12 protein-coding genes are annotated in these 13,104 nt (G+C 61.2%); 7 read left to right on the top strand and 5 right to left on the bottom strand.

The window, feature by feature from the left end; genetic code table 11:
• Positions 1-15: 15 nt before the first annotated feature.
• A complete protein-coding gene (gene epd, locus FBY10_RS06050) occupies positions 16-1,071 on the bottom strand; it encodes an erythrose-4-phosphate dehydrogenase (protein WP_131697455.1) in 1,056 nt (351 codons plus the stop codon).
• Positions 1,072-1,209: 138 nt separating this feature from the next.
• A complete protein-coding gene (gene tkt, locus FBY10_RS06055; RefSeq protein WP_034116187.1) occupies positions 1,210-3,207 on the bottom strand; it encodes a transketolase in 1,998 nt (665 codons plus the stop codon).
• A gap of 272 nt (positions 3,208-3,479) precedes the next feature.
• Between tkt and FBY10_RS06060 the strand changes: the two genes are divergently transcribed.
• The 5 genes from FBY10_RS06060 (at position 3,480) to FBY10_RS06080 (ending at position 8,466) form a co-directional block, all read left to right on the top strand.
• Positions 3,480-4,475 carry a metalloregulator ArsR/SmtB family transcription factor gene (locus tag FBY10_RS06060; RefSeq protein ID WP_131697456.1) on the top strand — a complete coding sequence of 332 codons (996 nt, stop codon included), beginning with the start codon at positions 3,480-3,482 and terminating at the stop codon, positions 4,473-4,475.
• 19 nt (positions 4,476-4,494) lie between these two features.
• Positions 4,495-5,685, top strand: coding sequence for a methionine adenosyltransferase (gene metK / locus FBY10_RS06065; protein ID WP_053128075.1), 1,191 nt, complete (start codon positions 4,495-4,497; stop codon positions 5,683-5,685).
• Between the two features lie 208 nt (positions 5,686-5,893).
• Positions 5,894-6,244 (top strand): DUF1090 family protein, encoded by a 351-nt coding sequence (locus FBY10_RS06070; protein WP_131697458.1) that lies wholly within the window; start codon positions 5,894-5,896, stop codon positions 6,242-6,244.
• Between the two features lie 95 nt (positions 6,245-6,339).
• Positions 6,340-8,004 carry an NAD-dependent DNA ligase LigB gene (gene ligB / locus FBY10_RS06075; protein ID WP_145336881.1) on the top strand — a complete coding sequence of 555 codons (1,665 nt, stop codon included), beginning with the start codon at positions 6,340-6,342 and terminating at the stop codon, positions 8,002-8,004.
• Between the two features lie 66 nt (positions 8,005-8,070).
• Positions 8,071-8,466, top strand: a complete 396-nt coding sequence (locus FBY10_RS06080) for a DUF1090 domain-containing protein (RefSeq protein ID WP_131697460.1) — start codon at positions 8,071-8,073, stop codon at positions 8,464-8,466.
• 6 nt (positions 8,467-8,472) lie between these two features.
• Here FBY10_RS06080 and FBY10_RS06085 read toward each other — a convergent pair whose 3' ends face one another.
• A complete protein-coding gene (locus FBY10_RS06085) occupies positions 8,473-8,922 on the bottom strand; it encodes a cytochrome c (RefSeq protein ID WP_145336882.1) in 450 nt (149 codons plus the stop codon).
• 128 nt (positions 8,923-9,050) lie between these two features.
• On the opposite strand from FBY10_RS06085, the gene FBY10_RS06090 reads away from it, so the two are divergent.
• Positions 9,051-10,235, top strand: a complete 1,185-nt coding sequence (locus FBY10_RS06090; protein ID WP_145336883.1) for a murein transglycosylase A — start codon at positions 9,051-9,053, stop codon at positions 10,233-10,235.
• Between the two features lie 128 nt (positions 10,236-10,363).
• Here FBY10_RS06090 and FBY10_RS06095 read toward each other — a convergent pair whose 3' ends face one another.
• Complete coding sequence (locus FBY10_RS06095; RefSeq protein WP_145336884.1) at positions 10,364-10,750, bottom strand: MAPEG family protein; 387 nt, start codon at positions 10,748-10,750, stop codon at positions 10,364-10,366.
• A gap of 194 nt (positions 10,751-10,944) precedes the next feature.
• Here FBY10_RS06095 and FBY10_RS06100 point away from each other — a divergent pair, with 194 nt between their 5' ends.
• Positions 10,945-12,180, top strand: coding sequence for a sodium:proton antiporter (locus FBY10_RS06100; RefSeq protein ID WP_131697464.1), 1,236 nt, complete (start codon positions 10,945-10,947; stop codon positions 12,178-12,180).
• A 20-nt stretch (positions 12,181-12,200) separates the two neighbouring features.
• Here FBY10_RS06100 and FBY10_RS06105 read toward each other — a convergent pair whose 3' ends face one another.
• On the bottom strand, positions 12,201-13,088 hold the full coding sequence (locus FBY10_RS06105) for a LysR family transcriptional regulator (RefSeq protein ID WP_131697465.1): 888 nt from the start codon (positions 13,086-13,088) through the stop codon (positions 12,201-12,203).
• Positions 13,089-13,104: the final 16 nt, after the last annotated feature.

Consider the following 13,104-nt stretch of genomic DNA (forward strand, 5'->3'; position numbering starts at 1 on the left):
GTGGCAGTTCCTGAATTACTGTTGAGGTTGTTTAGAGGCGATATGCAGATAATGTTCCGCAACGTCGAGCATTCGGTTGGCAAAGCCCCATTCGTTGTCGAACCAGGCCAGGATGTTCACCAGCCTCGGGCCGGAAACGCGGGTCTGGCTGGCATCGACAATTGCCGAATGCGGGTCATGGTTGAAATCACAACTGGCGTGGGGCAACTCGGTGTAGGCCAGCAAGCCTTTGAGCGGGCCGCTGGTGGCGGCGTCGCGCAGGATCCGGTTGACCTCCACGGCATCGGTGTCACTGACGGTTTGCATGGTGATGTCCAGGCAGGACACGTTCACCGTCGGCACCCGTACGGCTTTGGCCTGGATTCGCCCGGCAAGTTCCGGCAGCAGGCGTTCAATGCCGCGGGCAAGGCCTGTGGACACCGGAATCACCGACTGGAACGCCGAGCGTGTGCGGCGCAGGTCTTCATGGTGATAGGCGTCGATCACCGGTTGGTCATTCATTGCCGAGTGGATGGTGGTGATCGACACGTAGTCCAGGCCGATCGCCTGATCCAGCAGGCGCAACAGCGGCACGCTGCAATTGGTGGTGCAGGAGGCGTTGGACACCAGCAGCTCATTGCCGGTCAGGCAATCCTGGTTGATGCCGAAGACGATGGTGGCGTCGACATCCGCCTCGCTGGCCATCGGCTGGGAAAACAGCACACGCGGAGCGCCGGCGTCGAGGAAACGCTGGCCATCGGCACGGGTGTTGTAGGCACCGGAGCATTCCAACACCAGGTCGACGCCGAGCGCCGCCCAGTCGATGCCCTCGGGGGTGGCACTGCGCAATACTTTCACGCAGTCGCCGTTGATATGCAGACAATCGCCTTCGACCCGCACTTCGCCGGGGAAACGGCCGTGGGTGGAGTCAAAGCGTGTCAGGTATTCGATGCTGGCCATGTCGGCCAGATCGTTGATCGCGACAATTTCAAACCCGGCTGCCGCCCCTCGCTCGAACAGAGCACGCAAGACGCAACGACCAATGCGGCCGTAGCCGTTGAGTGCAACTTTGTAGGGACGCGGTTGGGGCATGGGGTTCTCGATCAAGGTTAGTTCGGTGTTGAATGCAGTATCGCCATCGCGGGCAAGCCCGCTCCCACAGTAGACCGAGATCCAAATGTGGGAGCGGGCTTGCCCGCGATAGCGCCAGTACAGACAACGCAGACTGACTTAGTCTTCCAGCAGCTCTTCAGCCTGACCCAGGATGTTTTCCAGGGTGAAACCGAACTCTTCGAACAACGCTGGCGCCGGCGCCGACTCACCGTAGGTGGTCATGCCGATCACGCGGCCTTCCAGGCCCACGTACTTGTACCAGTAGTCGGCGTGAGCCGCTTCGATGGCGATACGCGCGCTGACCTGCAACGGCAGCACCGATTGCTTGTAGCCGGCGTCCTGGGCTTCGAACACGCTGGTGCACGGCATGGACACAACGCGCACGTTACGGCCTTGGGCAGTCAGCTTGTCGTACGCCTGAACGGTCAGGCCCACTTCGGAACCGGTGGAGATCAGGATCAGCTCCGGCTCGCCGATGCAGTCCTTGAGCACGTAGCCGCCACGGCTGATGTCGGCGATCTGCGCGTCGGTACGCACCTGGTGTTGCAGGTTCTGACGGGAGAAGATCAGCGCCGAAGGACCGTCCTTGCGCTCGATCGCATGCTTCCAGGCCACCGCCGATTCCACCGCGTCGGCTGGGCGCCAGCAATCCAGGTTCGGCGTGGTACGCAGGCTGGTCAGTTGCTCGACCGGCTGGTGCGTCGGGCCGTCTTCGCCGAGGCCGATGGAGTCGTGGGTGTACACATGGATCACACGCTTCTTCATCAGCGCGGCCATACGCACGGCATTACGTGCGTACTCCATGAACATCAGGAACGTCGCGCCGTAAGGCACCAGGCCGCCGTGCAGGGACACGCCGTTCATGATGGCGCTCATGCCGAATTCGCGCACGCCGTAGTACATGTAGTTGCCGCTGGCGTCTTCGGCCGAGACACCTTTGCAGCCCTTCCACAGGGTCAGGTTGGAACCGGCCAGGTCAGCCGAACCGCCGAGGAACTCAGGCAGCAGCGGGCCAAAGGCGTTCAGGGTGTTCTGGCTGGCTTTACGGCTGGCGATGGTCTCGCCCTTGGCCGCGACTTCGGCGATGTAGGCCGAGGCTTTTTCCGAGAAGTCGGCAGGCAGATCACCGGCCAGGCGGCGCACCAGCTCATTGGCCAATTCAGGGAACTCAGCGGAGTAGGCAGCGAAGCGCTGGTCCCACTCGGCTTCGGTGGCCAGGCCTTTTTCCTTGGCATCCCATTCGGCGTAGATGTCGGCCGGGATTTCGAACGGGCCGTGGTTCCACTTCAGCGCTTCGCGGGTCAGGGCGATTTCCGCGTCACCCAGTGGGGCGCCGTGGCAGTCTTCTTTACCTTGCTTGTTCGGCGAGCCGAAGCCGATGGTGGTCTTGCAGCAGATCAGGGTCGGCTGCGCGCTCTTGCGGGCGGTGTCGATGGCGGTCTTGATTTCTTCCGGATCGTGGCCGTCGACATTGCGGATTACCTGCCAGTTGTAGGCTTCGAAACGCTTAGGGGTGTCGTCGGTGAACCAGCCTTCGACTTCGCCGTCGATGGAGATACCGTTGTCATCGTAGAAGGCGATCAGCTTGCCCAGGCCCAGGGTGCCGGCCAGGGAAGCAACTTCGTGGGAAATGCCTTCCATCATGCAGCCATCACCCAGGAACACGTAGGTGTGGTGATCGACGATGTCGTGGCCAGGGCGGTTGAATTGCGCGCCCAGGACTTTTTCTGCCAGCGCGAAACCTACGGCGTTGGCCAGGCCTTGGCCCAGGGGGCCGGTGGTGGTCTCCACGCCTGGGGTGTAGCCGAATTCAGGGTGACCCGGAGTGCGGCTGTGCAGCTGGCGGAAGCTCTTGAGGTCATCAATGGTGACGTCGTAGCCGGTCAGGTGCAGCAGCGAGTAGATCAGCATCGAGCCGTGGCCGTTGGACAGCACGAAGCGGTCACGGTCGGCGAACGACGGGTTGCTCGGGTTGTGCTTCAGGTAATCACGCCAAAGTACCTCGGCGATATCCGCCATGCCCATCGGGGCACCGGGATGGCCGCTGTTGGCTTTTTGCACGGCATCCATGCTGAGGGCACGAATGGCGTTGGCACGCTCACGACGGCTGGGCATCGCTGTTCTCCTGAGGATTTTGAAGAGTGAATGATTAAAAGAAACGGAAAAAAGGACCGGCATTTTCCCTCAGCCACCGCCTGCGGGCAATGACAGATAGTCACTTGCAGGTGTTTTTCCTGTGCTTTGGGCGGCAATCGCTTGCAGAAACCTTTAACCGCTTCGTCTAAAGGTTATAGCGGCTGCTTATAACCGCCACTTATCGACCAATATCAAAACTTTTTGATATTGACCTTGCGAGGATACCCACCCGTCACTAGACTGCTGGTCTTATGAACCTACCCGTGCCCACCCTGCGTCCTGACGACGGCGAAGACCTGGCAGCCTTGTGCAAGGCCGCTGGCGACCCATTGCGTCTGAACGTACTGCGCGCACTGACCAACGATTCATTCGGCGTGCTGGAACTGGCACAGATCTTCGCCATCGGCCAGTCCGGCATGAGCCACCATCTGAAGGTGCTGTCCCAGGCCGACCTGGTCGCCACCCGCCGCGAAGGCAATGCGATTTTCTACCGCCGCGCCCTGCCCCACACCGACCTGCTCGGCGGCAAGCTGCACGCCGCCTTACTTGAGGAAGTGGACAGCCTGAGCCTGCCAAATGACGTGCAGTCACGCATCGGCCAGGTCCACGGGCAACGGGCCGCCGCGAGCCAGGACTTTTTCGCACGGGTTGCCGACAAATTTCGCGCCCAACAGGACCTGATCGCAGGCCTGACCCAATACCGCGACAGCGTACTGGCGCTGCTGGACAAGCTGAGCTTCAGTGAAGGGGCCACGGCACTGGAAGTGGGGCCTGGGGATGGCGGTTTCCTGCCGGAACTGGCGCGCCGCTTTCAGCAAGTCACCGCACTGGACAACAGCCCGGCGATGCTCGAACTGGCGCGCCAGCTCTGTGAGCGCGAGGCGTTGGGCAATGTCAGCCTGCAGTTGGCAGACGCTCTGAGCAGCACAACGATCAAGGCCGATTGCGTGGTGCTGAACATGGTCTTGCACCATTTCGCAGCCCCCGCCGACGCTTTAAAGCAAATGGCCGGGTTGCTGCAACCCGGCGGTAGCCTGTTGGTTACGGATTTATGCAGCCACAACCAGAATTGGGCCAGGGAGGCCTGCGGTGATCTCTGGTTGGGTTTTGAACAGGACGATCTGGCCCGTTGGGCCACCGCTGCGGGACTCGTTCCCGGGGAAAGCCTCTATGTAGGTTTACGTAATGGTTTCCAGATCCAGGTCCGCCACTTTCAGCGACCGACTGGCGACACTCACCATCGGTAAATATCAGGAAAACATCGAGATGAGCGAATACTCCCTTTTCACCTCCGAGTCCGTGTCTGAAGGGCATCCGGACAAAATCGCCGACCAGATTTCTGATGCGGTGCTGGACGCCATCATTGCTGAAGACAAGTTCGCCCGTGTGGCGTGCGAGACTCTGGTGAAAACCGGTGTAGCGATCATCGCTGGCGAAGTGACCACTACCGCCTGGGTTGACCTGGAGCAGATCGTCCGTGATGTGATCACCGACATTGGCTACAACAGCTCCGACGTCGGCTTCGACGGCGCGACCTGCGGCGTGATGAACATCATCGGCAAGCAGTCGCCCGACATCAACCAGGGCGTCGACCGTGCCAAGCCGGAAGACCAGGGCGCCGGCGACCAAGGCCTGATGTTCGGCTACGCCAGCAACGAAACCGAGGTGCTGATGCCGGCACCGATCACCTTCTCGCACCAGCTGGTGCAGCGTCAGGCCGAAGCGCGTAAATCCGGCCTGCTGCCTTGGCTGCGCCCGGATGCCAAGTCCCAGGTGACCTGCCGCTACGAAGGCGGAAAAGTGGTCGGTATCGACGCCGTTGTACTGTCGACCCAGCACAACCCGGACGTTTCCTACGCCGACCTGCGCGAAGGCGTAATGGAGCTGATCGTCAAGCACGTGCTGCCGGCCGAACTGCTGAGCAAGGACACCCAGTTCCACATCAATCCCACCGGCCAGTTCATCATTGGCGGCCCGGTAGGTGACTGCGGCCTGACCGGTCGCAAGATCATCGTCGACAGCTACGGCGGCATGGCCCGTCACGGCGGTGGCGCGTTCTCCGGTAAAGACCCATCCAAGGTTGACCGTTCGGCCGCTTATGCCGGTCGCTACGTGGCCAAGAACATCGTAGCTGCCGGCCTCGCCGAGCGTTGCGAGATTCAGGTGTCCTACGCCATCGGCGTGGCCCAGCCTACGTCGATCTCGCTGAATACCTTCGGCACCGGCAAGATCAGCGATGACAAGATCGTCAAGCTGGTGCGCGAGATCTTCGACCTGCGCCCTTACGCGATCACCACCATGCTCGACCTGCTGCACCCGATGTACCAGGAAACCGCAGCCTACGGCCACTTCGGTCGTACCCCTGCGCAGAAGACCGTCGGTGACGACACCTTCACCACCTTCACCTGGGAAAAAACCGACCGCGCCAACGACCTGCGCACTGCCGCCGGCCTGTAAACGCTCACGGTACATAAAGCCTCGCCGGGTTTGCCCGGCGGGGCTTTTTATTGCGGGACTCTCTTCACATTTTTTGGATCCAATGCTTGCAGGCGAAATAATGGCCCTCTAGAATCCGCGCCCTCTCGGGCCTCTACCTTATTTGGATATTGCCCTGCGCCAGCCCGGGATTCATAAGTGCGCAGGCAATCGAACATTGAGGTTTTTCATGCGCATCTCCCCGCTCGCCCCTGCCGCCCTTCTGATCAGCCTGTTCGCCCTGTCGGCCCACGCCGCCGACCTGAGCGCACTGAGTGGCGCCCTGGGCTCCCAGTTGGGTGTCAGCAACGCTGGCGACTGCCAAAAGCAATCCGCAGACCTGCAAACCAAGATCGATGCGGCCGAAGCCAGCAACGACAGCTTGAAAGTGAAGGCCTTCAAAGCGGCGCAAGACCAGATCAACAAAGGTTGTGACAAACTCTCTGAAGCCCAGGCCAAAGCCGACGCCAAGCAGCAAACCCAGGAAGCCAAGGCTGATAAGCCTGATGCCGTGAAAGCACTGGGCGGTCTGTTCAAGTAAGCCGAAACACCCGGTAAAAAGCCCCGCATCGTCGGGGCTTTTTTGTGGGTGAAGGGATCATTTAGGCTGGGCGCCCCTTTCGAGCAAGGATGCTCATGATGCGTTTATTGATTGCTCTTCTACTCAGCGCCCTACCCTTTTCGGCCTGGGCTGAAAACTGCCCCGATGAGGCCCGGACCCAGGTCGACACCCTGGCCGAACAAATCCGCCTGTGGGACGACAATTACCACCGCCTCGGCCAATCCGCCGTCAGCGATGAACTCTACGACCAGGCCCGCCAGCGTCTGGCCCACTGGCGCCAGTGTTTCTCACAAGCCACCACCCAACCTGACAACCCACTGGCCAGCGCCCGGGGCACCTTGCCGCATCCGGTCGCCCATACAGGCCTGAAAAAACTGCTGGATGAACAAGCCGTCGGCGCCTGGCTGAACACACGACAAGACGTGTGGATTCAACCCAAGGTCGACGGCGTGGCGGTGACCCTGGTGTATCGCCAGGGCCAATTGAAGCAGTTGATCAGCCGAGGCGATGGCGCACTCGGCCAGGACTGGTCAGCCTCCGCGCGCAAGATCCCCGCCATTGTCCAGCAACTGCCGGAACCCATCGATCTGGTGCTGCAAGGCGAGCTCTACTGGCGCCTTGACGAGCATGTGCAATCGGCTCGTGGCGGGCTCAACACGCGCAGCAAGGTGGCTGGAATGATGAACCGCCGGCAGTTGAGCGACACCGACGCCGCCGGCATCGGCCTGTTTGTCTGGGCCTGGCCGAACGGCCCCGCTGCCTTTGCCGAACGCCTGGCCACCCTGGCACGCTGGGGGTTCACCGACAGCCAGCGCTATAGCCAGCCAGTCCAGAACATCGCCGAAGCCGGGCACTGGCGCACTTATTGGTACAACCACCCACTGCCCTTCGCCAGCGACGGGGTGGTGCTGCACCAGGCATTACGCGCACCTGCCGAGCGCTGGCAGGTCAGCGCGCCTTATTGGGCGGTCGCCTGGAAGTACCCCGCCTCCAAAGCCCTGGCTCTGGTGCGCCAGGTGCAGTTCAAGATCGGCCGCACCGGACGCATCACCCCCATTCTGGAACTGGAGCCTGTGCGCCTGGACGACCGCCGGATCAGCCGGGTCAACGCTGGCTCCTTGAAGCGCTGGCAGGCCTTGGATATTCGCCCGGGCGACCAAGTGTCCGTGAGCCTGGCGGGCCAAGTGATCCCTCGGCTGGACCAAGTGATCCTGCGCAATACCACCAGGGTCGAGCTGCCAGTGCCCGATCCTCGGGACTTTCACGCGTTGAGTTGCTGGCAGCTGGACCCCGGCTGCGAAGAACAGCTGCTCGCACGCCTTACCTGGCTGAGCGGCAACCAGGGCCTGGCATTGCCGCACATAGGCCGCGAGACGTGGAACATATTGATCCAGGCCGGTCTAATCGCAGGCTTTCTCGATTGGTTAACCCTGGATGCGGCAGAGCTTGCTAACATTGATGGCTTCGGTGAGCGCAGCCGCACGCGGCTGCTCCACAGCCTTCACAGCGCTCGGCAACGCCCCTTTGCACAATGGCTCAAGGCCTTGGGTGTACCGCCTGCGGCACGTAACAACCTGGAAGGCGACTGGCAGACGCTGGTCGCCAGAGACACCCAGGCCTGGCTGGCCATCGATGGCATCGGCCCGGGCCGCGCGGCGCAACTGAGCGCTTTTTTTCGCGACCCACACGTACAGACCCTGGCTGAAACATTACGCGTGGCCGGAATAGACGGTTTTTGAACCCAACCCAGCCACCTTTGAATCACAGCAGAATTCACCCTGCTATTTGCGCACCTGGAGCTCCACATGAAATTCCTCGCCCCTTTCGCCCTGTTGACCGTCGCAAGCTTCATGGCCACGCCACTGCTGGCCGCCGAAGAAGCCACCCCACTCACCGGCTGTGCCGCCAAACGCCAGGCCATCAGCACCCAGATCGAACAGGCCAAGGCCCACGGCAACAGCGACCAGCAAGCCGGCCTGGAAAAAGCCCTGAGCGAAGTCACCGCCAACTGCACGGATGCCTCCTTGAGGAAGGAGCGCGAAAACAAGGTACTCGACGCCAAGCACGAGGTCAGCCGCCGTCAGGCCGACCTCGACAAGGCGATGAAAAAAGGCGACGCGGACAAGATCAACAAGCGTAAGGACAAACTCGCCGAGTCACGCAAGGAACTGCAAGACGCCGTGGAAGAACTCGACCAGTAAAACCGGTCAGTGATCCCGAAATTGTTTATGGCAGGCACTGCAGGCATCTTCGACTTTCTGTACGGCAGGCGAAAGGTTGCTGGCCTTGTAGGGCTGCACCTGGCTGGCGATCACCAACTCACCGGTGGCCGCTTCCAGGTCGCGAGCCAGTTGCTGAAACTGCGCCTGCTTTTGCCACACGTCGTCCTTGGCACTGGTGTGATCCTCTTCGCGTACGCTCGGAAAGTGTTTCCACGGTTCATGGGACAGCGCATCGAGCTTGACCGCGCCTTCGGCGAATTTCGCGCCATCGAAGGGGATGCGCCCACGCAGCATGCCGCCCAGGTCTTCGCCGGTCTTGAGCATCTGCTTGAAGATCGCCTTGCGCTGGCCCAGGGGCGAATTCGGGTCGACACCGCCGCAGGCGGACAGCGTCAGGCAGGCCAACAGCACAAATGTAATTTTTTTAAAAGTCATGGTGGCTCAGGGTCACGGGAAACGGCGGCCAGTATCCTCGCCCCGCCCGTAAAGACCAATAGCCCTATTAATAATAAGGATTGCCCACAGGCGCTGCGGCGCAGGCAATCGCTTCAGGAACTGTTTGCATGAATTTCACATTGAAACACTGGAGCCGCCGCCTGGCGTGGGCTCTGCCGATAATTGCACTGCTGGCAGGCTGTGACGCGGGCAAAGACGCCGGCAAAGATGAAACTGTTAAACCCCACGCCGTGGCCACCTACGTGAATGCCCCTTGGGAGGCTTTGCCGAGCGTGTCCGACTCCGACTTGCTGGCCGGTTTTGAATCCTGGCGCAGCGCCTGCCAACGCCTCAAGGCAGACCCGGTATGGGGCGCGACCTGTGCCGCAGCAGCCAGCGTGCCCGGCGATGCCGTAGCGGTGCGCGGGTTTCTCAAAGAGCGCCTGGATGTGTTCGGCCTGCGTTCGGCTGATAACACCCCCAACGGCTTGATCACCGGCTACTACGAACCGGTATACCCCGGTAGCCTGACCAAGACCGCCGCCGCTCATGTGCCCGTGTATGGCGTGCCGGATGACCTGATCATCGTCAATCTGGAAAGCATCTACCCGGAACTCAAGGGCAAGCGCCTACGCGGCCGCCTCGAAGGCCGCGTGCTCAAGCCCTATGACGATGCCAGCGCGATCAACGGCCAAGGCTCCACCGCCAAGCCGATTGCCTGGCTGACCAACCCGATGGACCTGCAATTTCTGCAGATCCAGGGCTCGGGCCGCATTCAACTCAAGGACGGGCGCCAGCTGCGCGTCGGTTATGGCGACCAAAACGGCTACCCCTACCGCCCTATCGGCCGTTGGCTGGTGGAGCAAGGCGAGTTGAAGAAAGAAGACGTGACCATGGGCGCCATCAGCGCTTGGGCCAAGGCGCACCCGGAACGCATCCCGGAACTGCTGGCGAGCAACCCCAGCTACGTGTTTTTCAGCGCACGCCCCGACAGTAATGAAGGTCCACGCGGTTCGCTGAATGTGCCGTTGACGGCCGGTTACAGCGTGGCGGTGGATCGCAAGGTGATTCCGCTGGGCAGCCTGTTGTGGCTGTCGACTACCAAGCCCGACGGCTCGCCATTGGCACGCCCCGTCGCCGCGCAGGACACCGGCGGTGCAATCACCGGTGAAGTGCGCGCGGATTTGTTCTGGGGCACGGGTGATGCTGCCGGAGAGTTGGCGGGAAACATGAAGCAGCAAGGGCAGATCTGGATGCTGTGGCCCAAGGGCGCGGCATTGCCGCAGGTGCCGGATGCACCTACCGGAACCTGACATTCGCCGAAAACACCCCGTAGGAGCGAGCTTGCTCGCGAAAAACGTCAACGATAACGCAGCGCTTTCTGGCAGCCCGCGTCGTCTGTTCATTCTTCGCGAGCAAGCTCGCTCCTACATAAATCGGGTCAGATCGAGACGAAGAAGAAACTCGCAATCAACGCCATGCCCACCGCCCACACCAGCGAACGCAACATCGCCCAGTCGGCCAGGTAGCAAATGATGTACAGCAGGCGGCTGGTGATAAACAGCACGGCCAGCACATTGATGGTCACCAGTTCGGCCGTGCCGGCCAAATGGGCGATAATCACCGCCGCCGCAAACGCTGGCGTCACTTCAAAGCTGTTGAGCTGCGCACTGTGGGCCCGCTTGGCAAACCCGTCGAGTGTATCCAGGAAAGCACGCGGGTCGTGGTTCTGTCGTAGCCCGAACTTGCCGCCACTGAACTTGGCCACCCCCGTACACAGGTAAGGCAGAAAAATCGCGATCAACACACACCAGAAAGCAGCCGTCATCACTCATTCCTTTTGTAGTTTTATAAAGCGATTAGAGTTCTAGCACTAAAAACCTAATATCGCACCTAACCGCTATGAGCCGCGCGACACCGAAAGGTTCTACCGCACTTTCGCCCAAGACCTTGCAACCTCAAGCCGCCACTGCGGTCCATCCCCCCACTAACACTCCACCACCCACCGTCCAAGGACCCCGGATGCTTGAACTTGTCGCCGCCTTCATTTGCCTCACCACCCTGCTCACCTACGTGAACTTCCGTTTTATCGGCTTGCCGCCCACCATCGGTGTCATGGTCACGGCCCTGCTGTTTTCCCTGATCCTGCAAGGCCTGAGCCTGCTCGGCTACCCAGGCCTGGAGGAGCGCATCCAGCAACTGATCGGCCAGATCGACTTCGGCGACCTGCTGATGAACTGGATGCTGTCATTCCTGCTGTTCGCGGGCGCCTTGCATGTCAACTTGAACGACCTGCGCAGCTACCGCTGGCCCATCGGCCTGCTGGCAACCTTCGGCGTGTTGATCGCCACCGTGGTGATCGGCAGCCTGGCCTATTACATCTTCGCCCTGTTTGGCTGGCACGTGAGCTTCCTTTACTGCCTGCTGTTCGGCGCACTGATCTCGCCCACCGACCCCATTGCGGTGCTGGGCGTGCTGCGAACCGCCAATGCGTCGAAACCGCTGAAGACCACGATTGTGGGCGAGAGCCTGTTCAACGACGGCACGGCGGTGGTGGTGTTTACCGTATTGCTGGGTATCGCGCAGTTGGGCGAGACGCCGACCGTGGGCGCCACGGCCATGCTGTTCGCCCATGAGGCAATTGGCGGCGTGGTCTTCGGCGGGCTGATCGGCTACTTGGTGTACCTGATGATCAAGAGCATCGAACAGCACCAGATCGAAGTGATGCTGACCCTCGCCCTGGTGATCGGCGGCTCGGCGATGGCCACCGAACTGCACGTCTCCGCACCGATCGCGATGGTGGTGGCGGGGCTGATCATCGGCAACCTGGGGCGCAAGCTGGCGATGAACGACATGACCCGGCGCTACCTGGACGGCTTCTGGGAACTGCTCGATGACATGCTCAACGCGCTGCTCTTTGCGCTGATCGGCATGGAGCTGCTGCTGTTGCCGTTCAACTGGCTGCACGTGTTCGCGGCCAGTTTGCTGGCGGTGGCGATCCTGCTGTCTCGCCTACTGACCGTGGCCCCGGCGATCCTGTTGCTGCGCCGCTGGCGCACGGTGCCGCGCGGCACCATCCGTATCCTGACCTGGGGCGGTTTGCGCGGCGGGGTTTCAGTGGCACTGGCGCTGGCCCTGCCACTGGGTCCGGAGCGCGATCTGCTGCTGAGCATCACCTACATCGTGGTGCTGTCGTCGATCCTGGTGCAGGGCTTGACCATTGGCCGAGTCGTAAAGCGCATAGCCGAGCCTCAGTGAAGCTGTGAGCAATTACGTCGCTACATCACACGTTTGCCTAAGGGCGCACTGCGATTGCCCAGGTGTTCAAGCAAGTGCCGCATCGCCAGTGGGCGCCGCGGCGTCGAGCTATGCATGACGACCAGATCCCGCGCATAGCGCGGCGCGTCGTCGACCGGCAAGACACACAGGCCATTGCGAGACATCCCTGCCCACTGCGGCACCAGTGATACACCCATGCCTTGGGCGACCAGTATGACGATGGTTTCCAAGGCATCCAGCTCACACAACACCTGCGGATCAAAGGACTGTTCATCGAGAAAACGCTGGGCAATCTGCCCACCCCACGAACGAGCGTCATAGCGGATGAATGGCCGCTCGCGCAGCAATGCTTCTAACGTTTGCGTGCCAAACCCAGCGGGGGCAATCAGTATCAGAGGTTCAGCCCGCAACAAGGTCGTCGCCAAAGCCTTGGGTGGCTGAAAGGGTGGCCTGACAAGAATCGCCGCGTCCAGTTCCTGGGCCAGCAATCTCTCATAGAGGCTTCTGGAGTCACCCGGTGTGATCTTCAGTCTCAGCCCTGGTGCCGAAAGCGCCAGTCGCTCAATCGCCCCCGGCAAGACCCCGGTCAATGCCGTCGAAATGGCACCGATCTTGATCTCTCCCGATAAGCCATCTTGGCTCAGGTCCTCCTGCAACTCGCGCGCCTGTTCAATGACCGCATGAATTTTTGGCAGCAACAGCAGGCACTGGTCTGAGGGCCATGCGGCATGCGCAGTGCGCATAAGCAGCGTGCACCCCAGTGTTCGCTCAAGCGTCTTGACCCGTTGGCTGATCGCCGCTGCGGTACGGTTTTCACGTCGCGCGGCCGCAGCAATGGAGCCGGTTTCAATGACGGCGACCAGACTTCTCAGGAATCGAACATCCATAAGTTTTCCTTTCGCT

This window comes from Pseudomonas sp. SJZ103 (assembly GCF_007828335.1).
GTDB lineage: Bacteria > Pseudomonadota > Gammaproteobacteria > Pseudomonadales > Pseudomonadaceae > Aquipseudomonas.